The sequence below is a fragment of the Hymenobacter nivis genome, assembly GCF_003149515.1.
Taxonomy (GTDB): domain Bacteria; phylum Bacteroidota; class Bacteroidia; order Cytophagales; family Hymenobacteraceae; genus Hymenobacter; species Hymenobacter nivis.
In genome coordinates this window covers 4,887,741-4,910,253 of record NZ_CP029145.1, presented here as the reverse complement: position 1 = coordinate 4,910,253, position 22,513 = coordinate 4,887,741, and the positions used below count along the sequence as shown (strand labels likewise).

Genomic DNA, 22,513 nt, shown 5'->3' with positions numbered 1-22,513 from the left:
CAACCCAGTGGCAAGCCCGGCGTCATTGCCGTCATGCGCAAACTGCTCCCGCGCTGTTACTCGCTTTGGAAAAATGATTACGCCTACGATCCACACTGAGGTGGTCGGGTGAAACAGGAGAGAAATGGGTGGTAATTTCCCAAATCCATGGAAAAAGCCTCTCCCTCCAAACGGCCGCGCTATGATGCGGCCTTTCGCGCCGAAGCCCTGCGCCTGGCCAGCGAAAGCCGCTCCACGCTAGCGGCCGCTCGCGCGCTGAATATCAACGCCAAATTACTTTATCAGTGGCAGAAAGCGGCTCAACAGCCCTTGCCCGCTGACCCGCACGAGGCGGCCGAGGTGCGCGCCTTACGGGCGCAAGTGCGCCGGCAGGCGCAGGAGCTGGAGATTTTAAAAAAAGCCATCGCCATCTTCTCACATCCCCCAACCCCGTGAGCCAGTTGCAGTTTATTGACCAGCAACGCCTTCACTATCCGGTGCAGCTGCTTTGCCAGGTTCTGCACGTCGTACCCAGCCGCTATTATGCCTGGTGCCAGCGTACCGAAACCACCGGAGCGCCCGCCTGGGAAACGGCGATGGTCGACGTGTTTGACGACCACCAGCGGCGCTACGGTACGCGCCGGCTCCAGGTCGAGTTGCGCGAGTTGGGGCACCGCGTGGGCCGGCAAGCCCTACGCACGGCGTTGCGCCGTCACGCGCGCAAAGCACTACAGCCTAAGGCCTTCACGCCCCGCACCACGGATTCAACCCACGGCAAGCGCTGCGCCCCCAACTTGCTGCTGGACCAGCCTAAGCCCACCCAGGCCAACCGGGTGTGGGTCAGCGACATTACCTATCTGCCACTGGCTAGTGGTCAGTGGGTCTACTGCTGCGCCTTCCAGGATGTGTGCACCAAGCAGGTGGTGGGCTGGCAAGTGCGGGCCGACATGCCCGAAGCGCTGGTGACCACTGCTTTACAACGGGCCCTGCTCGCCCAGCCGCCCAGTCCCGGCCTGATTGTCCACTCCGACCGCGGCGGCCAGTACGTGGGCAACGTCTACAAAACCCTACTGCGCGAGGCCAAGGCCCAACTCTCGCACAGCCGCCGCGGCGAGTGCTACGACAATGCCCAAGCGGAGAGCCTGTGGTCGCGCCTCAAAACCGAACTACTTGAACTCCGCGACTGGCCCGTTTTCACCGACCTGGCCGACGCGCAAGCCAGCGTCGCCGAGTATTTTGACTACTACAATCACAAGCGTCGCCACTCTAGTATCGGCTACTTAAAGCCTTATCTATTTCACCAACAACAACTTGCCAATATCACCTAATTCTCTCCTGCTAAACTAGACCACCTCACACTACCATCCGGCGCACCTAACTGAAAAAGAAGTAGCCCCGACCACGTGAACGACGTGAACGGGTCGAGGCTACACAGGATGAACCCGTAAGCCCTCCTTTGGGGGCCTAAAAGTAGAAAATATCTACCCGAAGGACAACCCTTTTATCACAGTATCTTGCGCTACCCCGACTACCAGCCAAGATGCGCAAAATTGGTTCGACCAATGCGGTTACCACGTACGTAGTTTTTAAAACCGCTCTAAGCAAATAATCAATGTACTTTGCTTGGGTCAGCGTGGCTCATAAGTTTATTTCAAGGTAGCACCTTTGCGTAAGTCCTAAATATGTAGAAATGAAGTACCGAACACTACCTAGGTCCGTAGCGGAACCAAATGAGATTGGTCAAAGCCAGCATGGCCCCCTTGGGTGTGCGCACTTCTACGCGCAGGAAACGGGGGCGGCTGGCCGGATGCCAGCGCACAGTAGTGGTGCCGGGCGCTACAAGGCTGGTGGCCAGCGCGCCGTTTTCGCCCAGCAGCGTGACCATGCCGGCCGAAGCCCCGCGTAGCTCAAACGCCACGTCGAGGCGCTGACCGGCCGCCACGCGCAACGTGTCGCCGATGCCGGCCGGGGCCCCACCGGCGTGTGCTGTGAACGCCAGCCGCAGGGAGCGGTCGGCTACCAGGTAGACGCGCCGGGCCCGCAGGCCCTGCATAATACCAGCGCGCGACAAGCTGCTGGCCTGCACCACGGTGCGCGGCCGGCCGAGCTGGTTGGGCGAGGGGGCCGCGGTGTGCGTATCGCTGCCGGCCACGGCCAGCAAGGGGCGGCCCTGGCGCAACAGCGTATCCCACCACGCCAGGGCCCGCTCGTTGCGGGCATCCCAGCGGCCATTCCACACCTCGATGCCGTCGAAGTGCCGCACCCCCAGCCGGAAGTGGTTGACGGTATCCGGAAAGAACGGGTGGTTGATGATGGCTAAGCCACTCACAGCGCGCACCTGGGCGGTTGAACGAACTGTAGCGCTGTCGGCCGGCGCGCTGCGCCAATCGATGAGCGTCGTGTAGTCCAGCCCCAGCGCATTCCAGTGGCCAAAGGCGGTAGTGGTTACCTCCTCACCATTAATAACCAATAGATTGTGGCGGGCGTAGCGACCCCAGCTTAGGTTGGCGCTGTTGGTGTTGTGCTCGGTCGAAACGATGAAATCCAGCCCTTGGGCCACGGCCTCGTCTACTAATTCAGCTTGGGTGCGCCGGCCGTCGGAGTGCAGCGTATGCATGTGCACGTCGCCCTGGTACCAGCCCAGCCGGTTGTTGACGGCCGGGGCGGCGGCGGCGGGCACGAAAGCGTTTCCCATCGGGCCGGGCACCAGCGTCACGGTCAGCTTCCAGTTTATGCCAGCCGGGGCGATGGTGGAAGGGTAAAGCAATACGTGCCAGGTGCCGGGCCGCATCGGCCCCGGTACGTAACCGGTGGAGGCCGCCTGATCAGTAATGAAAAACGCCGTTTTGGCCCCGCCCGACCAGCCCCGGAAGCCCGCCGTGGTGCCCGGACGGTAGCCCTCGGGGCCATAGATACCCAGGTTGAGTACGTTGCCGCTGGCGTGGTTGTAATCTTCCTGCACCCGGATTTCGGCTATGCCCGCCGGCACTTCAATGGGCACGTAGAAAAGCTTGTATAAGCTGTCGGCCGGCACGTGGCCGCTGCGGATTACGTCCGTTATTGCCGGGGCCTGGGCCGCCACCGGGCCGGCCAGGCCGCCCAGACCCAGCAAAAGCAGCCAGCTGGCCCTCCGCTTCAGCGCTCCAACCAATACGCGCACCAAGCTACTTGATGGAGGCCGCTGCCGACGAACCAGCGTTGACCGGGTTGGGTCGGAAATACGTGTCGCCCGCGAAGCTGATGGTATAAGGCGATTTGAAGTGCGTGCTCGGTATGTAGTAGTCGGTGCTGATGATTTGGGCCCCCGACTGCTCGGCGGCGACGAAGCTGCTTTTGTCGTTGCGGCGCGCCTCCTGTGTATCACTATCGGCGCGAGTGCGGATAATGTAGCCCTTCACTACCAATGCCTTAATGGTTGCTTGATCCTGCTTAGCGTTGTTTAGGATGTGGATAGCAGCCTCGGGCGTGCCGGGCTCGGCATCAGCAAATAATACCCGGCCCTTCAACGAGGAGTGGCCCTGGATGTAGGCGGCGCGCTTCTCGCCCAGCTCATCGAGCACGAACACGAACTTGCCTTGGGCGGCCCGCAGCGTGGGCCAGTTGTAGTGCAGCACGGCGCTTTCGAGGGTGGGGTACTGGCCGCGTACCTGGTCGGGGGTGATGACCTTATTGGCCCCCAGGTTATCCAGAATTTCCTTGTCCAGGGCATCGAACACGGCCGGGGTAAACGGCTCGGGCACTGTGAAGCCAGGCCGCTTCAGGGCCTCGCTCTTGGCATTCATGGTGATGAACACAGGGTGGTGCGTGGGGTGCGCGGCCGACCATTTTTTCAGCTCCTGCAGGGCCAGCTTGAAAGTGGGCGCGTTGCTTCGGTAGTCGAGGTCCTGGATGTGGAACACTTTGAAGCCCGGCTGCTTCATCAGGCCAGCCGCGTCGTAAGGTGGCTGGCCGGGGGCCAGGTCCAAGCCCTTGGGGTGGGCATACTTGCCGCCCTGCGTATCGGCGTACACGTCGATTTCCAGCGCCAGTAGGCCCTTATCCAGCTGCTCGGTCAGGGTGAGGTGTTCGTAGTCAATTTTGCTCATGCTGGCCGAGTCAGCCTTTTGCAGCAATCCAAACAGCTTGGGGTCAATGGCTTGCTTATAGCTATTGTGCGAGCCGATGACCTGGATTTGGTTCAGCAGCGGCTCGGGGCCCCGCTGGGGGGCGGTACCGAGGGCCCCGGCGGCCAGCGCGCTGAGAAGGAGAACGGGTTTCATGGGGGGGGGGCTAAGTGCGTGATAATGCTCGCCTGGCGCAGACCTCAATCAGCTAGTAACCAGGGTTTTGCTGCAAGTTGGTATTCAGCCGCAGCTCGATGGTGGGTACGGGGTAGAGACGGCGGAAGCTACTTTTGTCCATCTTCAGCACATCGTTGGGCAGCGGGTATTCGGTTTCGAACTGGCCGAAGCGGATGAGGTCGTTGCGGCGCCAAGCTTCCCAGCTTAGCTCGCGGGCGCGCTCGTCGAGCATGCCGCTCAGGGCAATGCTGCTGGCTGGCTGGGCTCCGGCCCGCGCCCGCACCTTGTTCACGAGCACCAGCGGGGTCTGCATTTCGCCGTTGCTAGTGGTGGCGGTGGCCCCGCGCAGGATGGCTTCAGCCTTCATCAGCAACACGTCGGCCAGGCGCAGCAGGGGCACGTCGTTGCCGTTCAGGCGGGTGGCCTGGATGATGGCCGGGTCGGGGTAGTACTTGAGCGAGCGCACGCCTTCCGACTGCGTGGCTACGGTATTGCCCACGTCCATAGGCTTGGGCGGCACCAGCGTCAGCACCGGGTTGATGTTGATTTGGTTGGTGGTGCCGGGGTAGTACACCGGCGTAGTGGTGAAGCCGCCGTTGCCGTCGGGCGCGAACTGAGGCCCCGCCAGCCAGGTAGTAGTACGAAAGTCGCCGGGTAGGTTGAAGCGGGCGTAGAACTCGGGCGTGGTGCTCATGGCAATGCTCAGGCCCACATTGAAGCCGTAGGCCTGCACCAGGTAGTAGAAGAAGCCGAAGCGCGTGAACTGGTTGCCGGGAATCTGCTGGTCGTAGGGAATGGCGAAGATGGTTTCCTGAATCTGGGGCCCATTGTTGGGCAGGAAAATGTCGCGGTAGCGGGCATCGAGGGCGTAGTTGGTGTTGGCCTGAACGCTGTCGGCCATCCGCACCACATCGGGGTAGCGGGCGGGGGCCCCGTACACCTCCGCGTTCAGATAGAGCTTGGCCAGCAGCGCGTACACCATGCCCTTGGTGGGCCGGCCGTACTGCTGGGTGTTGGTGGCGGCCCCGGCCGATTTGGCCGGCAGCTGAGGCGTGAGGCTTTTCAGCTCACTCTCAATGAACTCGTAAATCTTGGTGCGGGGCTGGGTAGCGGGCAGTGGGGCCGTGGGGTAGTCGGTCACCAGGGGCACGTTGCCATAAAGGTCCAGCAGAAAGAAGTAGTAGAGCACCCGCATGGCCCGAATCTCGGCCAGGCGCGCCTGCTGCTCAGCTGGAGTAAAGCCGAACGACGTGGTAACGTTCATTAGGCGGTTGCAGGTGGTGATGCCGCCGTAGGCCCACTGCCAGATGGTGAGCACGTTGGGGTGGTCGGGCGTCCAGGTGTGGTAGTGCAGCTGCCGGTACTGGCCGCCGTCGTCGAAGTTGCCGTCGCGGGCGGGCAGGATGGCCTCGTCGGTCGAGAGCGTTTGCATGCGCCAGTACGGCACGGCGTAGTTCGACGAGAGGTTGGAGTAGATGGCCCCCACCGAGGCGTTGTAGTCGCTGAGGGTTTTGGGGAAGTTGGCGGCCACGAACTGCGACTCGACCGGCACGTCCAGCTTTTTGCAGCCGAACAGAGCCCCGGCCAGCCCGCCCGCCAGCAGCAGGGCGCGGCTTGTTGCGTAAATCTTTTGCACGTTGAGGTAAAAAGTTAAGCGCGATTAGAAGGAAGCCGACAGGCCCAGGGTGAACGTCCGGGTCTTGGGGTAGAAGTTCTGGTTGTCGATGCCCGGCGTAAGCCCCCCAATGTTGATTTCGGGGTCGATGCCCCGGTACTTGGTGATGATGAACAAGTTGTTGGTTGCCACGTAAAGGCGCAGCGCTTGCACGTATTGCGTATGGGGCCGCAGGGTGTAGCCCAGCGTAGCGTTGTCGAGGCGCAGGTACGCGCCACTTTCCAGGAAGCGGTCGGAGATGAGGTAGGCGTTGATGTCGGTAAAGGCCTCGCCCAGCGTGAAGCGCGGAATGTTCTGCAGGCGTGCATCGGCCGGGTTGTTGAGGCCGGCCAGGGTGGCGTTCAGAATCTTGTTGCCCATCACGCCACGCACCAGAAAGTTCAGGTCGAAGCCCTTGCAGGTAAAGGTGTTGGACCAGCCGTAGATGAGCGAAGGCTGGGCGCTACCCGCCACCTGCATGTCGGTGGTGAGGGGCTGGGTGGCCGTCACGCTGCCGTCGGCTTTTTGGTAGGTGCTTACGCCCAAGTCGTTTTTGCCCAGGTAGTGCCACAGCTTAAAGGTGCCCAGTGGTGAGCCGGGCTGCACAATCTGGCTGTAGTTGCCGCTCTGGCCCTTGCCCCCGAGCTGCGCCGTCTGAATGTAGGGAATCGTGAAGCGGTCGGTCGACAGGTTGTCGATGTTGTTGTAGTTATGCGAGAAGTTCAGCGACGAGCGCCAGGTAAAGGTCGCCGTTTGCACTGGCACCACGCTCAGGGCCACCTCGATGCCGCGGTTGGTCATGCGGCCCACGTTGGCGGTGTAGGTCGTGTACTGGAACTCGGTGCTCGACACCGGCAGCACGTCGTCAATCAAATCGCTGGTTTTCTTGATGTAGTAATCCACTGAACCCGTCAGGCGGTTCTTGAACAGGCCAAAGTCCAGGCCAATGTTGGTAGTGGCGGTGCTTTCCCACTTCAGGTTGGGATTTTCGTTGCGCACTGCGTTCACCACGTTCGATATCGCGCCGTTGTTCAAATACTTGCTGCTGCCGGGCGGCGTGCCGTAAATCAGGATGGCCGAGAAGGCGTCGAAGCCCTGGCTGTTGCCCGACACGCCGTAGCCGGCCCGCAGCTTGAGGTCCGAAAACACGGGCAGGCCCCGCATAAACTCCTCGTTGATGAGGCGCCAGCCCAGGGCCGCCGTCGGGAAGTAGCCGTAGCGATTGTTCACGCCGAACACCGACGAGCCGTCGCGTCGCAGCGACACTTGCGCTAGGTAGCGGTCGGCGTACTGGTACTGCACGCGGGCGTACTGCGATTCGAGCCGCAGGGTAGAAATCGGGTTGTTATCGAAGGCAATCTGGGCCAGCGACGACGGGTTAGATAAGTACAGGTTATTGGATCCCAGTGCATTATTGGCAAAGTTCTGGGTCGTGATGCCGAAACCGTCGTTCGTGCGGTCCTGCTGATACGAGTAGCCGCCCAGTAGCTGGAAGCTATGCAGCCCGAGCGTTTTGTCGTAGTTGGCGTAGGCCTCCAGTACGTCGTTGGTGTTCTCGTACTCGGCGCGGCGGGCCACCCCGCCCAGGTTCACGGCCAGGCCCGACTGGCTGTTGAGATAGCTGCTGTAGTTGGTCTGGGCGCGCTGGGTCGAGGCACTGAGCGTCACTTTCAGACCGGTTAGCACGTCTACCTGCACCAGGCCGTTGACCAGCGTTTTGTTGTCTTTGGTGACGTAGGCGTTGTTGTTGGCCAGTGAGAGTGGGTTGAGCGGGCCGCTGCCCGTGCGGGTGTAGTTTTCCTTGTAGGTGCCGTTGGCGTTGAAGGGACTCACTGTGGGCAGGTAAAACAGCATGCCCGGCAGCGTGCTGCTCTGCGGAATGTCGTTTTGGGTGGTGCTGCTGTTGATGATGTTCACGCCCAGCTTGAGGCGGTTGTTGAAAAAGCGCTGGTTGATGAACCCTCGGTAGATGAGGCGCTCCAGCGAAGTATTGATCAGCGTACCGTTGTTTTTTAGGTAGTTCACGCTGGCTCCGTAGTCCGTGGCGTTGGCCGAGCCCGTGAACGAGAGGTTGTGGTTGGTCGAGTAGCTGGTGCGCTCAATTAGGTCCTGCCAGTTGGTATTCGAGCCGTCGTCGTCAGCGGGCGTGGCCAGCGGTTTAGTTTTATTGTCGACCAAGTACTGGCGCAGCTCGTCGCCGCTGAGCATGTCGATTTTCTTCGATACATTGGCTACTGCCCCGTAGGCGCTGTAGGTCAGGCGCGACTGGCCAGGCTTGGCCCGCTTGGTGGTAATGATGATGACCCCGTTGGCCGCCCGCGTGCCATAAATAGCGGTGGAGGAGGCATCCTTCAGCACGTCGATGGTAGCAATGTCGTCGGGGGCCAACAGGTCGATGCTCGCGCCCGGCACCCCGTCGATGACGTAAAAAGGCTCGGTCACGCCCCCGTTTACGGTGCGGATGGTGGAGGGCCCCCGCAGCACCACCGACGGCCGCTGGTTGGGGTCGCCGCTCTTGGTGATGTTCAGGCCGGCCACCTTGCCTTGCAGCAGCTCGGCGGGCGTCGTGAGCACGCCCTGGTTAAATTCCTCAGATTTAATGGACGTAACGGCGCCCGTAATATCCGCGCGGCTGGCCGTACCGTAGCCGATAACCACCACGTCGTTCAGCTTCTGCGCATCGGGCAGCAGCGTCACGTTAAGGCTGGTTTGGGTGCCGGGTGCTATTTCCTTCGTCACCGTGCCCACAAACGAGAACACTAGAATATCGGCCGGTCCGCTGGTCTGGATGCTGTAGGTACCGTTGGGGTTACTGGCCACCGCCGCAGTACCGTCTTTTATGCGAACCGTGACGCCGGGCAGCGCGGCGTTCTTTTCGTCGGTCACGGTGCCCTTCACGGTTTGCTGAGCCCAGGCCAGGGCCGGGGCGCCAAGGCACAAGACCAGCAAGAAGATACTGGGCCAGCACCGACCCAACGTTTTTACAGCGCGTGTTAAAGAGTACTGATTGGCCATAATGTTCCGTTTTGGTGCGTGTTCTTACTGACCGACAAAACACGGGCGGAGGTATTATTTCAACATGACTGGGAGATTACTATTGTATTTACGGCAGATAGTTCAGCACTTAAGGCATTGGGCCGAAAGGCGTTGTGGCTACGACCCTTTTAGTTGCCGTCGCTGGCCGGGCCGGTGAGGGCAGCGGGGTAGGGCTGCTGGCCCTTGGTGGCAAACCAGATGATGCGGTTCATTACATCGTCGCGCCCACCGTCGATGTGGTCGAATTCGGGCCCGGACGAGAGGCGGCCGTAACGTAAGGCCGCCCCGGTGAGCTTACTAAGCGCGGGGTTGAGGCGGTCGAGGCGCACGCGGTTGGGGCGGCTGCGGAAGGGCGTGAGGTTGGGGCGCGCGGCGAAGCACTCGAACATGGGCAGCGCCGTGGCATCGACCACATTCATGGGCGGCAGGCCCAGAATCTGCTCGATGGAGCGTACCACACAGGTTTGGTTGTAGTTTTTGGTCACGGTACGGCTAAGGCGGCTGTAGGGGCTCACCACAAAGCCCGTGGTACGGTAAGCCGACACGTGGTCCCAGCCAGACTGTGAGTCGTCTTCGGTAACGAACACCACGGTAGTTGCCCAGAATCGGCTCTTGCTGAGGGCCTCCAGTATGCGGCCTAGGGCTAGGTCGTTGTCGGCCACCATGGCAACGGGGGTGGGCATACCTGGCCGGGTGCCCACCGTATGGTCGGTGGATAGGGCCATGACCGACAGGTTAGGAAAAGTATCGCCGGGCTGTTTCTCGAACGCCGCCAACTCCTTGATGAAGGCTTCGGCCCGAACCTGATCGGTGATACGCAGCTCGTCGGAGGCCGGGTAATTTTGGGAGAGCAGGGGCCGCACCCGCGAAATAGTGCTAGTGTTGGTGAATTTAAACGGCCGCCCGGCTTGGTAATTGGTGTAGATGTCGGTCCAGCTCAGTTGGGTGTCGTAGTGCGGCTGGCTGGCCTCGCCGTAGATGCGTACGGTCTTGCCGTGGTCGGCCGCGTTGTTCCAGATAAAGCCGGTGGGGCTGTACACCAAGGCGTCTTCCTGCACGTGCGGGTAGCTGCGGAACCAGGCCCGAACGTTCTTCTCCACGTAGTCGCTCACCATACCGGCATCGGTCCACTGGTGGCCTTCGGCCGATGATTTGCCCGACGCGTAGTAATTGTCGAGCAGCAAAAACTCGCGGGCCAGCTGGTGCTGGTTGGGCGTCACGCTGTCGCCAAACACGCAGAGCGCCGGCGCACCCCGGCCCTGGGCCATATCGCCGAGCACCTGGTCGTAGGTGCGGTTTTCCTTGATGATGTACACCACGTGCTTAAACACCGACGGCTCGCCGATGCGCTCGGGCAGCGGTACGGGCGGCGTGTGGGGCCGGGGCAGCTGCTGGGCCAGCTCTTTGCGAAAGGCGAAGTTTAGCTGCCGCACCTGGGTGGTGTACTGCTCCAGCTGCCGGGCCGTGGGTAGCGCAATCAGCGACACCGTGGCCCGCTGGTGGTGCGCATTGTAGGCCGGCGGGGCCCCCTTCAGCGCCGCTTCCGGCTCGCTTCCTTCCGCCCGAATGTCCTGGGTGCTCACGCGGGCCCCCTCGCCTTCCAGGTTAGCCACGAACAGCGTGCGGGGCCCCAGCGCGAGGCCGCTGGGGTAGGCTTCGGTGGGAATGAAACCGCGCACTTGGCTCGCCCCCGGGGCCCCGGCGTGGGCGGCGGCCTGCCCCAGCTGCACCACGGCCACGGCGTTGTCGAGGCCGTTGGCGACGTAGAGAGTGGTGCCGGCCGCGTCGAGGGCCAGCGCGTTGGGCGAGTCGCCGCCATAGCCGGGCGGGCCGGGCAGCAGCTGCACCGAAATAGTTTCGCGTACGCGCAAATCATTCGCGGCCACCACGCTCACCGCGTCGCTGTTGCCGTTGGCCACGTATACAAACTGCTCATCGGGACTGGCCAGCAGGGCCGTGGGGTGCAGGCCCACGGATAGCTCTTTGACCAGGTGGCCATCGATCCGGCGCATGACCGATACCGTGCCATGGGCAGTGGCTCCGGTTCGGGGGTCGACGTAGACACGACCGTAGGCATCGGGTACGCCGGCGGCTTCCTGGCGCAGGGTATAGGTGGGCTGCGGCCCGCCCCAGTTACTGACAAAGACTTGCTCGCCGGCCACGGCCACGCCGTAGGGGGCCGTGCCGGTGGGCTGCGTCCACACCGTCTGGCCCGTGGTTAAGTCCAGCTTCACAAGCTGGTTGTTGCCGTTGAGTGCTACGTAGAGGCAGTGCTGGCCGCGCTCGGTGGTCAGGGCCAAGTCGTTGGGTAGAGCCAGCGGGGCCCCCACGGGCGCAAAGGGAAACAGCCGCGTCAGGCGCAACTGACCGGCCTTATACTCGGCTTCCAGCACCCCCGACTGGCGAGTGGCGCCGTTGGAAGCGCTCCAGTAGAGATGCGTGGTCCCGTTTTCGCGCCGCACTTTCAGGCCCGAGTAGGTGCTTATCATGCCCTTGGTGCGGGCGTCGGCGGCGTAAGCCCAGCGCGTTACCACCCGGCGTTGCAACGTGTCCACTAGGGCGATGCCGTACCGGTCCTCCACGGCCAGCAGGGGCGTATCGGGTACCAGTTGCACGTCAAGAGCGTGGTTTTCAACGTCGGCACTGCCATAGGCTACCACGTGGCCGGCGGGGGCCAGCAGGCGGTTGTAAGGCAGCAGCAGCGGCAGGTGGTTACCGTGCAGTGTGCTGTCGTCGTAGGGGCTGTGCAGGGTCGCCTGCTCGGGACCGACCCGGTTCTGGTGGGTTTTAGGCCCCGAGCAGCCCAGCAGCCCCGCGATCAAACAACAGGCGGCCCTGCCGATAACGTGCCAATTACCCTTCATGCGCAGTATGGTTTAGGACCCTCCACCCGGCTGGGTGCCGGCAGGCCCGCGGTTAAGAAAGAGGCAGGTAAGAACGCTATTTCAGCATGCCTTTTCTTAGCTGCGTGCAAAGTTGACACGTTGGTGTTACGACAGTGTTACGGGCAGGTTAGGGAAGCTTTACGATTGCTGCCGCGCCGCTACCCTAGAAGACCGGCTACGATAGCCAGGGCCTCAGCGCTGGGGAAACCGGTTCATCCATGTGAGATTGCCTGTGTGAACAACGGGGAGCCTGATTTCTGTAGTATGCGCCATCACGAACTCCGCGAACACGACTAGAAAGCAGTGGTATTACATGCGTTAAATAGACTTGGCATCGGCCGTGGTAAACGGACCATTATTAGAATACTTAGTATTACTGGTCAGTATTTTGTAGTTAGAGATTGGCGCTGAATCCTGGTAAATGTGGTTCTAAATGGACGACTTTGCTAGCTTTTCAGCAAGGCTTGATTCAATCCGGTTTAGCGGGACCACCTCCCTTTTTCCTTCCCGCCCGTTTTAGGCCCTACAAACCCCTGGGCATGGGTGTGCCAAGCCAACCAACTGCCGCGGCCCGCTGGTCTTCTTTTCAAACGGCCGACCCGTTTCATTTTTTACCAGGCGCGCTTCTGTGTTCCTTCCGTTGGCCGCCTGCTGGCTGCGCGGGTGCGGACCGGCCGGGGCGAGGCCCTTCCTCTTTAACCACCTGGATTATGCAACACATCGAGCAGCACCATACCCAACGCATTGGCTGGCTGCGGGCCGCGGTGCTGGGGGCCAACGACGGCATTATTTCTACGGCCAGTCTGGTGGTGGGCGTGGCGGCGGCGCACGCCTCGGCCCACAACGTGCTGGTGGCCGGCGTGGCGGGCCTGGTGGCCGGGGCCATGTCGATGGCTACCGGGGAGTACGTGTCCGTCAGCTCCCAGGCCGATTCGGAGCAGGCCGACCTGGACCGCGAGCAGCAAGAGCTGCGCACCGACCCGCAAGCCGAGCAGCAGGAGCTGGCCGACCTCTACGTGGGGCGCGGCCTGGCCCCCACGCTAGCTACCCAGGTGGCGCAGCAGCTCATGGCCCACGACGCGCTGGGCACCCACGCCCGCGAGGAGCTCGGCATTTCCGAAACCCTCGCGGCCAACCCCATCCAGGCCGCGGTGGCGTCGGCGGCTTCGTTCACGGTGGGGGCAGCCTTGCCGCTGGCGACCATCTTACTGGCCCCCCCGGCCGGGCTGGTCTGGACGGTTTCGGCCACGGCCCTGCTGTTTTTGGCGGTGTTGGGGGTGCTGGCCGCCTACGTGGGCGGCTCGGGGATGCTGCGCGCCGCGGCCCGCGTGACCTTTTGGGGAGCGCTGGCTCTGGGCCTAACGGCCGTGGTGGGCCACTTCTTCAACGTGACGCCGTAGCCGGCCGGGGCTATGCGGAGGGAGTCGCGTACAACAGGAGCGCATAGGGGAGGGTAATTTCCCGACCCTCCAGGAAATTACCCTCCCCTATGAAACATCTGCGCTAGTAGGCAGCCTTGCGCACCGTCAGCTTGCGCCTGGTGGCCGAAAGCCGCTCGACGCTGGCCGCCGCCCAGGCCCTTATTGGATTTATTACTCTTGATAATCAATGGTTTATCTCTAAAAATCTGCAACTACGGGCTTTAAAAGGCGCATCTCCTTGGCTCCAGTTTATCCAGTGCCATCACCAATAGTAGATTTAATGGGCGAGTAAAATGCTCATTATGAATGCCTTTACTGCCGTGGGAACAACAGACAAAACTGGCTGCCGGCCTCCTCCGTCGACTGTGCCTGCACGCTGCCCCGGTGCACCTGCATGATCTGCCGCGACAAGCTCAGCCCGGTGCCGCTGCCAGTGACCTTGGCAGTGAAAAAGGGGACGACCACTTCTTCCAGCAGCGCCGTCGGAATGCCCGCCTCGTTGTCGGCTACTTCGAGCTCGGTGCGGTGCGGGTCCTGCACGTAGCCCGCCAGGCGTAGCTGGGGCGCGGGCTGAGTTTGCAGCGCCTCCAGGGCATTGGTCAGCAGGTTAATTACCGCCTGTTCGATGAGCGCCGGGTCGGCCCGGATGCACAAATCCGGGTCGGCCAGCACCACGTCGGGCTCGATGCCGCGCTGCGCAAAAGCAGGTTCGAGCAAGGCCAGCACGTGCTCAAACAGCGACCAGACGGACACCACCTGCAACGCGGCCTTCGGAAGCCGGCTGAGCTGCCGGTACGTTTGAGTGAAGTGCAGCAGCCCCTCGGTACGCTGGCGAACCACGGCCAGGCTGCGGCCCATCTCGGCGGGCATTAGCCCCGCGGCCAAGGCGGCGGCCAGTTGTTGGTGCGGTCAATAGGGACAAACAAATAGCGCTTGCCTTCTTCCGGGCGGACTTCGGCAAAATCGAAGCGCACGTAGCCAATGGATGGTCTTTAACCTTCTTTTTCTGCGGTGACTGGCCGTCTTCGACTGGTAAGGGTAGGCGGCGGCCTCAGCGCTGAAAACGGCGGTGCAGCGCCAAGCGGCTTAGATGAGGGATCGTGGCCTGCAGGGCGTACAAACAGTCGTCCAAGGGCCGCAACGTCGGTAGTCGAAAGGCGACGGCAATGGCTTCCTTGGCTACGGTAAGTACTGCAGAAGCCGGCGTGGGGCCCATCCCTGCGTCCTGCGTGGTGGTGCGTCTACGTCTTTTCACCACGGTTTTGGAGTCGAGCCCGTGCCGCTGGACGAGTGTTGGCAGGCTTGCCTGGTTGCGTTGGGTGGTGCGCCGTACGGCCGGAGTTGGGTGGGCGCTGCCGTGGCGTAACTGCACCATCGTTTCATGCGAAATTACAAGCCCGGAAATACCCCATCACAGGCTGGGACTCTACACCTAGATGAGGTCAAGGTAAACGTACTTCAGCACCGAAACCCACCTCGTGCGTGGCCGGTTGGAGGATAGAGCTTTTGCTATAGGCCTTGAAAACTGTCGCCTCAAAGACTGGACAACTGCGACTAACACAATAGCACCGTAAGGCTACGGGCTCCGTGCGCCCCAATTACCAGCGACTGCTCAATATCGGCTGTTTTGGAAGGACCGGCCAAAAAAATGCCGTAGCCGCCCGGTTGGCTGGCTAGCCGGCCATAAGCATGGTGCATAGTAGCCACCAGGTCGCGCCGGTCAAGCACGAGTACTAGGTGCTGGGCGATGGTAGGCAGGGCGCGGTGCAGCATGGCTGCTTCGGGCAGCCACACGCTGCCATTTTCGGCCACGCCAAACGCGCCGCGCAGCACGGCTAAGTCGATGCTTTCCAAGATGGTAGCTGCGGTAGCTGCATTTACGGCTACGGTGGTCCGCAGCAGGGCCGAGGCCACGCGGTACTCGCTGGGGTAGCGGAGGGCTACGGTAGCGGCTAGCTGGTTCAAGTGGGATAACGATACCACTTGGCCCCCAATGCTTTCCAGCACGGTTGTAAATTTCCCTACCGAGGCTTCGCCTTCGAAAAGGGGCACGGCGGGCAGAGGTAGGGCCGCCGGCTGGCTAGCCCGCACGGCGGCTAGCATGCGCGCACGCGTGCTCATTTAGCAGAAACTGAAGATTGGTGCGCGTACCACTCGCGGAAACTCTGCTTGGGCGGCGCGGGCAGCTCGCGGGCAATAGCCCAGGGGTTATAACCCGGCGCGTGGCTGAGGGCATGAGGCACTAGGCGAAGCCCTAGCCGCGCCGCTACGCCCCCGGCTTTGAACAGGCCGGGGCGGGCCAAGACGCGGCTCAACAGCTTCATGCTGTACTTTTTACTGGCCGGCAGCATCCCCTCGGCGCCCAGCACCTGCCGCCACTTATAAAGCTGCGTGTGGATGTCAATCTTGACCGGGCATACGTCCGTGCACGAGCCGCAAAGCGTGCTGGCGAAAGGCAGCGAGACGTGCTGGCGCATGTCGATGTTAGGGGAGAGAATGGCCCCGATGGGCCCCGGAATGGTGAAATCGTAGCTGTGGCCACCGCTGCGCCGGTACACCGGGCAGGTGTTCATGCACGCCCCGCAACGGATGCACTTGAGCGAGGCCCGGAAATCGGGCCGGCCCAGCTGCTGGCTGCGGCCATTGTTCACAATGACGACGTGCATTTCCTTCCCCGGCGCGGGCCGGGTGAAGTGCGAAGTATAGGTAGTGATGGGCTGCCCGGTGGCCGAGCGCGTGAGCAGCCGCGTGAACACGGCCAGATCCGACAGCCGTGGTAGCAGCTTTTCCATGCCCATGCAGGCGATGTGCACGCGGGCTAACCCGATGGCCAAATCCGCGTTGCCCTCGTTGGTGCACACCACCACCGAACCGGTTTCCGCCACCGCGAAATTCACGCCTGAGATGGCCACTTCGGCCGCCAAAAACTTTTCGCGCAGGTGCTGGCGGGCGGCCTCGGTAAGCTGCTGCGGGTCGGTGAGGCCTTTTTCGGTGCCCAGGTGCTGCCAGAAGGTTTCGCCTACGTCTTCCTTTTTGAGGTGGATGGCGGGCAGCACCACGTGGCTGGGGGCCTCGCCGCGCAGCTGGATGATGCGCTCGCCCAGGTCGCTGTCAATGACCTCCACGCCGTTGGCCAGCAGGTGCGGGTTGAGGTGGCACTCTTCGGTGAGCATCGACTTGCTTTTGACCACCCGGCTGGCCCCTGCCGCCCGGACGATGCCCAGCACGATGGCGTTGTGCTCATCAGCATCGGCGGCCCAGTGCACGCGTACGCCGTTGGCCAGCGCGGCGGCCTCAAACTGCTCCAGATATTCCGCCAACTGACTCAACGTGTGGTCTTTGATGTCGGACGCCAGCTGGCGTAGCTCCTGGAACTCGGGCGTGGCGTACACGGCCTTGTCGCGCTTCTGGCGCACGAACCAGAGCGTCTCGTCGTGCCAAGTGGTGCGCTCGGCATCGAGCAAAAAAACATCCGAGCGTTGGGCGTGGGTAGGGGACTGGCTCATGCAAAAGCTTGATTAAAGATTTCGGCTGCGTGGCGCACTTGCAGGGGCAGCTGCCGGCGGCGCACGAGGCCCTCCAGGTGCATCAGGCAGCTCATGTCGCCGCCGGTAAGCACTTGCGTGCCGTGGCGCAGGTGGTCGGCCACCCGGTCCTGGCCCATGCGGGCCGAGATGCCGGCCTCGCTCACGCAAAACGTGCCCCCGAAGCCGCAACACTCATCGTTGCGGTCCAATTCGGTCAGGGTCAGGCCTTCCAGCCCCGCCAGCAGGCGGCGCAGCTGGCCGTCGCGCACGGGCGTCATCTCCGATTCGTTGGCCTGGTGCAACCCGCGCTGGCCGTGGCAGCTCAGGTGCAGGCCGACCTGGTGCGGGAAGCGGCCCGGCAGTTCCGTTACGCCCAAAATGCTGGTAATGAAGTCGAACAGCTCCACAGTGGCCGTGCGCACGTGCTGCACGGCGGGGGTCTGGTCGATGATGTCGAAGTGCTTGCGCACGTGGTACACGCAGCTACCGGCCGGCCCCACCACGTAGTCGTAGTCCTGGAACGTCTCGACAAAATGGTGGTACACCGGCTTGGCGTCCTGCTCGCAGCCGCTGTTGGCCATGGGCTGGCCGCAGCACGTTTGCTGGGCCGGAAACACGGCCCGCACGCCCAGCTTTTCCAACAGCTGCAACGAGGCAATGGCCACCTGCGGGTAGAACTGGTCCACGTAGCAGGGCACGAATAAAGCGACTTTCATAACCGTTGGCAAACGCGCGCGGGCGCGCTGATTATTCGAGGTAAACCCGTCCCGCTACGTGAGTAGAAGTTCGGGCTTTTTGTGCGCTAGGCCTCCCTCCAGATGCAGCAGGGCCCCGAGGGCGGTGGCCTGCGGCACTTCCAGGGTTTGGATGGTCGCGTCGGGGAAGGCTTCACCTAATACCTTTAAAAACAGCTGGTTGCGGGCAAAACCCCCGTCCACAAAAATGGTTTTCTCGGCCTGCCGCACTAAGCGGATGGAGGTAGCCAGCAGGTCTACCAACCCACGCAGCAGGTGCTGATAGGCATCGATGGCCGTGCGAAATCCTGACAAGTCCCAGGCTTCGGCGGGCTGCTCGGGGTAGGGGCCCGTGCCGTACATACACCACGGCCGGAAGGGCGCGGCCCGCGGGTCGGCGGGCTGCGCCTGCCGCTGCGATCTGTAAAACTCCGTGCGCAGCTCGGGCCGGATGTGGAAGTGGTCGGCGATGCGCGCCACTTGGTGGTCGTGCTCGCGGCCCAGAAACAGGCGAGCCGCCGGCACCGCGTGGCCAGCCGGGGAGAGGTAGCTTAGGCAGTCGCGCCGCAGCAGCTCGGGGGTGAGGGGCTGCCGGTTGAAGGGGTTGAACGTGATGGCCCAGGTACCGGTGCTCACGAGCAAAAAAGGCTGGGTGGGCTGGCTCAGGTAAGGCAGCAGCGCCGCCGACGAGTCGTGCAGGCCCGCGCCCACCAGCACCCCGTCCACCACCGCCGCCACGGGGTCTTGCAGCAGCGGGGCCAGCTTCTGGTCCAGGCCCTCGCGCCGCACCCAGGCGTGGTAGTCGCGGCGGGTAAAGTCCCAGAGCCCCGTGTGGCAGCCCACGGAGGTGTAGTCGCTAAATTTCTCGCCCGTAATTAGGTACGACAGGTACTGGGGTAGGTGCAGGGAGGTGTGCACGCGGGCGTACAGCGCCGGCTTGGCGTGCTTGAGCCAGTAGAGCTGCAGGCCCGAGTTGAGCAGGCCTAGCCAGGGCGAGCCGCTGACGGCGGCAAAGTCCGCGGCGTCGTCGCCCAGGCTGGCATAAAACTGCTCGGCGATGCGCTCAGGCAAGGGCTTGAGGTAGTTGTAGAGCGGGGCCACCGGCTGGCCACTGGCCCCCAGGTGCACAAAGCTGGCCCCGTAGGCGGTAAAGTTGACGCCCCGCAGCTGGTACTGCGGGTGCTGACGCAGCTGCTGCCAGTGGTCCAGTACCCAGTGGCTGAGCCGATCCAACGTTTCGCAGGGGAAGCCGTCGTCGTCCACGGTTTCGAGGTACACCTGCTGGTGCTCGTCCAGCAGGTGGTGGTGCTCGTCAAACAGCAGCAGCTTCTTGTTGGTCTTGCCCACGTCGAAGATGGCGTAGATGGCCTTTTTCATAGGCCGGTCGCCACGGCTAGCCGGCCCCGTTGGTCGATGAGGCCGGCGCGGTGGCCCACCTGGCGGTAGGCCGCCACCGGCCGCAGGGCCCCGCCGCTTTGGCGGTAGGCCTCGGCCACCAGGGGCCGCACGTCGATCAAAAAGGCGTCGCGCAGCAGGTCTTCGGCCAGGGCCGCGTCGTTGGCTTCCTGGGCGGCTGCCAGCGCCGGCCGGTCCACGAGCAGGGCCTTTGCGTAGGCGGTAAGGATGTTGTCGGTCGATTGCAGTAGGTCTTCGAGCGGGTCCTTGGTATTGTGGCTAGCGTCAATCATGTAGGCCACGGCCGGGTTGCGCACGGTGGCATCCTGCGCAGAGTCTACTAGCTCGTTGAAAATCAGGAACAGCTGGAAGGGCTTGATACTGCCGGTCGTCAGGTCGTCGTCGCCGTACATGGAGCCGTTGAAGTGGAAGCCCCCCAGCCGCCCAAAGTGCTGCAAGCGGCCCACAATCTGCTCGATGTTGGTGTTGGGCAGGTGGTGGCCCAGGTCCACGAGCACCTGCGCCTGCCGGCCCAGGCTCTGGCACAAGGCCAGCGAGGTGCCCCAGTCGGGAATCACCATTGAGTAAAAATTGGGCTCGTAGGGCTTGTACTCGACGAGCATGGTCCAGTCGGAGGGTAGCGCCTCGTAGATGGCGGCCAGGCTTTCCTGGGTGCGTTGGTAGGCCCGCCGAAAGTGCTGCTGGCCGGGGAAGTTGCTGCCGTCTGCCAGCCACACGGTGTGCACTTTGGTGCCCAGCTGCTGGCCGTAGCCGATGCAGGCAATGTTGTGCTGCACGGCCTGGGCGCGCACGGCTGCCTCAGTGCTGGCCAGCGAGCCGAACTTATAGCTGTGGGCCTGCGCGGACTGGTCCTGAAAGGTATTGGAGTTCACCGAGTCGATGTGCAGGCCGGCCGCGGCTAGCTGCTGCTGCACCGCGGCAACGTCGGTGGGAATGTCCCAGGGGATGTGCAGCGAAATGGCATTCGACGAGCCATTGAGCTGGTGCAGGAGCGCCACGTCGGTAATTTTTTCGGCCAACGAGCGCGGCTCGCCGCCCCCGGGGAAACGCCCGAACCGGGTGCCGCCCGTACCCAGGGCCCAGCTCGGGATGGCCACCTGAAACCGGCGCAGCTCCTCGACCACCCCGGCCGCGCTGGCGGCCTCCCGCTGGTCGAGCACTTCGCCCAGGTGTGCGTACTGGAACTCGTGGTTCGCCACGAAGGGCGCGTTCAGGTCGTGAAGATGCTGGGAAGAGAGCATGCGCAACGAGGGGTTAGGTAAGAAAACAAGCGGGCGCGTTGGGGCCCCATCCGCCGGCGAACGGAGCCCCGTCGGTAAGGCAAAGCACCGCGGTTTTAGGGCCCCCACCTTTCTGCACTCTCCTGCCCGCGGCCGTTTTAAATCGAGCCCCGCTGAATAAGGCTAAACGGGTTGCGCACTTTCTCGTGCCGCCCGGCCAGCAGCAGGGTGGCCGCCGTGCGGCCCATGTGGTGGAAGTCGGTCGTGATGACGGTCATGCCCAGCAGCTCCTTCAACGGCGTTTCGTTGAAGCTGATGATGCCGATTTCGCGGCCCAGCAGGTAGGGAGTCTGGCGCACTTTCTTCACCAGCTCCACCAGGTCGGTTTCGCGCACCACCACGTAGCAGGTGCCGGCCACCAGCACCTCGTCGCGGGCGTTTTCGCGCACGGCAAAATCCTTGTCGTTGTAGGTGCAAAACTGCCGAAACCCTTGGTCAATCTCCACCGGGTAGTTGTCGTCGCTGGGCAAAATCATCCGCATCCGCGGGTACTTCACCAGGTCGGCGGTCGCCGCGTCCAGGGCCCCGCCGATGTCGCGCGCAAAATCCTGGTACACCGCCAGGCAGTCGTAGTGCAGCTCCGGCACGTCTTTGTCTAGCAGCACCAGCTTGGCCGGCGGAATGGTACGCAGCACGCTCAGGTAAGCTTCGGGCGGCGTGGTGTAGGTGAAATGCGGCATCACCACGTAGTAGCTGTACTTGCCCAGGCTGCGCTCGATGATGCCCTTGAACAGCTCGGCGCTGTAGTGGTGAATGTGCAAATCGACGGTAGCCCGGTCGCCCAGCGCCTCCAGAAAGGCGTAGTAAATCTCCTTTTTGTACGAGCTGAGCTTGTTGAACACCAGCAGAATTTTGGGCTTGTCGAGCTCGCGCGAGAGCACGTAGTAGCCCTTGCCCTGCACCGAGGTGATGAAGTTGCGCTCGCGCAGCTCGCGGTAGGCCTTCTCCACCGTGTCGCGGGCCAGGTAATACTCCTCGCTCATCTCGCTGATGGACGGCAGCTGCACGCCCGCCGTTAAGTGCCCCCGCTCAATGTCGGCAATAACCGACTGCACAATCTGCTTGTACTTAGGTATTTGGTCAAGCGGATTGAGTTGCAGTTGGTACATTGAGTGAACAAAAAAAACGGAACGGTTGCGCAAGCTTAACACTTTTAAGCTTGCGTAACCGATAACCAGGGCCGGGCCAGAAAAATCCGGCTGGCCCCGCGGGCTCTCATTCAGCCAGGAAGTTGCCGTAGCCCACTACCACGGTGGAGAGCACCACCAAACCGATGCCCAGCGAAATGGTGCGCAGCGTGAGCCGGCTGGCCCCACGCCACTCGTGCAGCAACAGGCCCCACATGCTGCTGAAGGCGATGATAAAGGCCATGTGCAGCGTCCAGCCCGAGAAGCGGTAGGGGCCCATTTGGCTGTCGCCCATGCCGTAGAAGAAGAACTGGAAGTACCACGTCAGCCCCGCCAGGGCGCAGAAAACGACGTTGCGCAGGGCCGGAAACGACGGGTTCAGGTAGTCGGTGTAGCTGTGGTTCTTCACGTTTAAGTACAGGCACCACGCGGCGTTGGTGGTAAGCCCGCCCGCGAGGATGACGACCAGGATGGCGTTGTTGACGAAGAGCGGGTTGGTGCCGTTGGTCTCGGCCAGCTTGGCAATGGGCTGCCCGGCTGTGAGCCCGAAGGACATGCATGCGCTCATGATGCCGCTGAAAATGGCCACGCCTATGCCCTTGCGCAAGTCAAACTCGGCAATGGTGCCGCGCTTTTCGGCCTGGGTCTGCGTTTTTTCCTTGAGCAGCCCGGCCCGCCCGCAGATGACGATACCCAGCACGCACACGCCCAGCCCCAGCAGGATGCATCGGCCCGAAGCGGTGCCCATCAGCTGGCCCATCGTGCCGGCCCACAGCGGCGGCACCAGCGTGCCAAACACCGCGCACAACCCCAGCGTGAAGGCCATGCCCAGCGAGAGCCCCAGGTAGCGCATCGCCAGCCCAAACGTGAGCCCGCCCGTGCCCCACAGCAGGCCCCAGAAATACACCCAAGCCAGCGTGCTGCCGGGGGTTTGACGGAGCACGCCGAGCAGGTGGGGCACGGTGAGCAGGCCCAGCACCCAGGGCGCCACCAGCCACGACACCAGACCGCCCACCAGCCAGTAGCTTTCCCAGGACCAGCCGTTCACCTTCTTGTAGGGCAAGTAGAAGCTGCCCGAGGCGAAGCCGCCCAGCGCGTGAAATAAAACTCCGAGAGCAACTAGCATGGGCCGGGAAGATTTTTAGCAAAACTGTGGCTTTTGGCTTTCCCAGCC

General features: G+C 62.7%; 17 protein-coding genes. 4 read left to right on the top strand and 13 right to left on the bottom strand.

Features of this window, described 5'->3' with window-relative positions:
- Positions 1-147: 147 nt before the first annotated feature.
- Positions 148-435: a transposase gene (locus DDQ68_RS21720; RefSeq protein WP_109658169.1), complete on the top strand. Its 288-nt coding sequence runs from the start codon at positions 148-150 to the stop codon at positions 433-435.
- On the top strand, positions 432-1,307 hold the full coding sequence (locus DDQ68_RS21715; protein ID WP_109658168.1) for an IS3 family transposase: 876 nt from the start codon (positions 432-434) through the stop codon (positions 1,305-1,307). The genes DDQ68_RS21720 and DDQ68_RS21715 overlap by 4 nt, the downstream gene beginning before the upstream one ends.
- Positions 1,308-1,684: 377 nt before the next feature.
- Here the strand turns inward: DDQ68_RS21715 and DDQ68_RS21710 are convergent, their stop codons facing one another.
- The 5 genes from DDQ68_RS21710 to DDQ68_RS21690 form a co-directional block, all read right to left on the bottom strand.
- Positions 1,685-3,091, bottom strand: a complete 1,407-nt coding sequence (locus DDQ68_RS21710; protein WP_109658167.1) for a CehA/McbA family metallohydrolase — start codon at positions 3,089-3,091, stop codon at positions 1,685-1,687.
- Positions 3,092-3,143: 52 nt separating this feature from the next.
- Positions 3,144-4,238, bottom strand: coding sequence for a phosphatidylinositol-specific phospholipase C1-like protein (locus tag DDQ68_RS21705; RefSeq protein ID WP_109658166.1), 1,095 nt, complete (start codon positions 4,236-4,238; stop codon positions 3,144-3,146).
- A 52-nt stretch (positions 4,239-4,290) separates the two neighbouring features.
- A complete protein-coding gene (locus DDQ68_RS21700) occupies positions 4,291-5,895 on the bottom strand; it encodes a RagB/SusD family nutrient uptake outer membrane protein (RefSeq protein ID WP_211320196.1) in 1,605 nt (534 codons plus the stop codon).
- 24 nt (positions 5,896-5,919) lie between these two features.
- Positions 5,920-8,853: a SusC/RagA family TonB-linked outer membrane protein gene (locus DDQ68_RS21695; RefSeq protein ID WP_211320195.1), complete on the bottom strand. Its 2,934-nt coding sequence runs from the start codon at positions 8,851-8,853 to the stop codon at positions 5,920-5,922.
- 224 nt (positions 8,854-9,077) lie between these two features.
- Positions 9,078-11,813: a bifunctional YncE family protein/alkaline phosphatase family protein gene (locus tag DDQ68_RS21690; RefSeq protein WP_109658164.1), complete on the bottom strand. Its 2,736-nt coding sequence runs from the start codon at positions 11,811-11,813 to the stop codon at positions 9,078-9,080.
- A gap of 731 nt (positions 11,814-12,544) precedes the next feature.
- On the opposite strand from DDQ68_RS21690, the gene DDQ68_RS21685 reads away from it, so the two are divergent.
- Complete coding sequence (locus DDQ68_RS21685; RefSeq protein WP_109658163.1) at positions 12,545-13,234, top strand: VIT1/CCC1 transporter family protein; 690 nt, start codon at positions 12,545-12,547, stop codon at positions 13,232-13,234.
- A gap of 116 nt (positions 13,235-13,350) precedes the next feature.
- A complete protein-coding gene (locus DDQ68_RS23225; protein ID WP_162550323.1) occupies positions 13,351-13,527 on the top strand; it encodes a hypothetical protein in 177 nt (58 codons plus the stop codon).
- Between the two features lie 40 nt (positions 13,528-13,567).
- On the opposite strand, the gene DDQ68_RS21680 is transcribed toward DDQ68_RS23225, so the two are convergent.
- The 8 genes from DDQ68_RS21680 to rhaT form a co-directional block, all read right to left on the bottom strand.
- On the bottom strand, positions 13,568-14,140 hold the full coding sequence (locus DDQ68_RS21680) for a sensor histidine kinase (protein ID WP_162550322.1): 573 nt from the start codon (positions 14,138-14,140) through the stop codon (positions 13,568-13,570).
- Positions 14,141-14,809: 669 nt separating this feature from the next.
- Positions 14,810-15,376, bottom strand: coding sequence for a LutC/YkgG family protein (locus tag DDQ68_RS21670; RefSeq protein WP_109658160.1), 567 nt, complete (start codon positions 15,374-15,376; stop codon positions 14,810-14,812).
- Positions 15,373-16,761 carry a lactate utilization protein B gene (locus tag DDQ68_RS21665; RefSeq protein WP_109658159.1) on the bottom strand — a complete coding sequence of 463 codons (1,389 nt, stop codon included), beginning with the start codon at positions 16,759-16,761 and terminating at the stop codon, positions 15,373-15,375. Before DDQ68_RS21665 ends, DDQ68_RS21670 begins: the two co-directional genes overlap by 4 nt.
- Positions 16,758-17,498 carry a (Fe-S)-binding protein gene (locus DDQ68_RS21660; protein ID WP_109658158.1) on the bottom strand — a complete coding sequence of 247 codons (741 nt, stop codon included), beginning with the start codon at positions 17,496-17,498 and terminating at the stop codon, positions 16,758-16,760. Before DDQ68_RS21660 ends, DDQ68_RS21665 begins: the two co-directional genes overlap by 4 nt.
- 54 nt (positions 17,499-17,552) lie before the next feature.
- A complete protein-coding gene (locus tag DDQ68_RS21655; RefSeq protein ID WP_109658157.1) occupies positions 17,553-18,893 on the bottom strand; it encodes an FGGY-family carbohydrate kinase in 1,341 nt (446 codons plus the stop codon).
- The gene (locus DDQ68_RS21650; RefSeq protein ID WP_109658156.1) at positions 18,890-20,173 is read right to left on the bottom strand and encodes a sugar isomerase; all 1,284 of its coding nucleotides are present in this window, start codon (positions 20,171-20,173) and stop codon (positions 18,890-18,892) included. Before DDQ68_RS21650 ends, DDQ68_RS21655 begins: the two co-directional genes overlap by 4 nt.
- Before the next feature lie 137 nt (positions 20,174-20,310).
- Entirely contained in the window at positions 20,311-21,321 is a 1,011-nt protein-coding gene (locus DDQ68_RS21645) for a GntR family transcriptional regulator (RefSeq protein WP_109658155.1), read from the bottom strand.
- 106 nt (positions 21,322-21,427) lie between these two features.
- Positions 21,428-22,465, bottom strand: coding sequence for an L-rhamnose/proton symporter RhaT (gene rhaT / locus DDQ68_RS21640; RefSeq protein WP_109658154.1), 1,038 nt, complete (start codon positions 22,463-22,465; stop codon positions 21,428-21,430).
- Positions 22,466-22,513 lie beyond the last annotated feature (48 nt).

Bases quoted from the DNA above. Each gene is read 5' to 3' on its own strand.
- DDQ68_RS21720 (WP_109658169.1), top strand. From the start codon at position 148: ATGGAAAAAGCCTCTCCCTCCAAACGGCCGCGCTATGATGCGGCCTTT.
- DDQ68_RS21705 (WP_109658166.1), bottom strand. From the start codon at position 4,238: ATGAAACCCGTTCTCCTTCTCAGCGCGCTGGCCGCCGGGGCCCTCGGT.
- DDQ68_RS21690 (WP_109658164.1), bottom strand. From the start codon at position 11,813: ATGAAGGGTAATTGGCACGTTATCGGCAGGGCCGCCTGTTGTTTGATC.
- DDQ68_RS21685 (WP_109658163.1), top strand. From the start codon at position 12,545: ATGCAACACATCGAGCAGCACCATACCCAACGCATTGGCTGGCTGCGG.
- DDQ68_RS21670 (WP_109658160.1), bottom strand. From the start codon at position 15,376: ATGAGCACGCGTGCGCGCATGCTAGCCGCCGTGCGGGCTAGCCAGCCG.
- DDQ68_RS21665 (WP_109658159.1), bottom strand. From the start codon at position 16,761: ATGAGCCAGTCCCCTACCCACGCCCAACGCTCGGATGTTTTTTTGCTC.
- DDQ68_RS21660 (WP_109658158.1), bottom strand. From the start codon at position 17,498: ATGAAAGTCGCTTTATTCGTGCCCTGCTACGTGGACCAGTTCTACCCG.
- DDQ68_RS21655 (WP_109658157.1), bottom strand. From the start codon at position 18,893: ATGAAAAAGGCCATCTACGCCATCTTCGACGTGGGCAAGACCAACAAG.
- DDQ68_RS21650 (WP_109658156.1), bottom strand. From the start codon at position 20,173: ATGCTCTCTTCCCAGCATCTTCACGACCTGAACGCGCCCTTCGTGGCG.
- DDQ68_RS21645 (WP_109658155.1), bottom strand. From the start codon at position 21,321: ATGTACCAACTGCAACTCAATCCGCTTGACCAAATACCTAAGTACAAG.
- rhaT (WP_109658154.1), bottom strand. From the start codon at position 22,465: ATGCTAGTTGCTCTCGGAGTTTTATTTCACGCGCTGGGCGGCTTCGCC.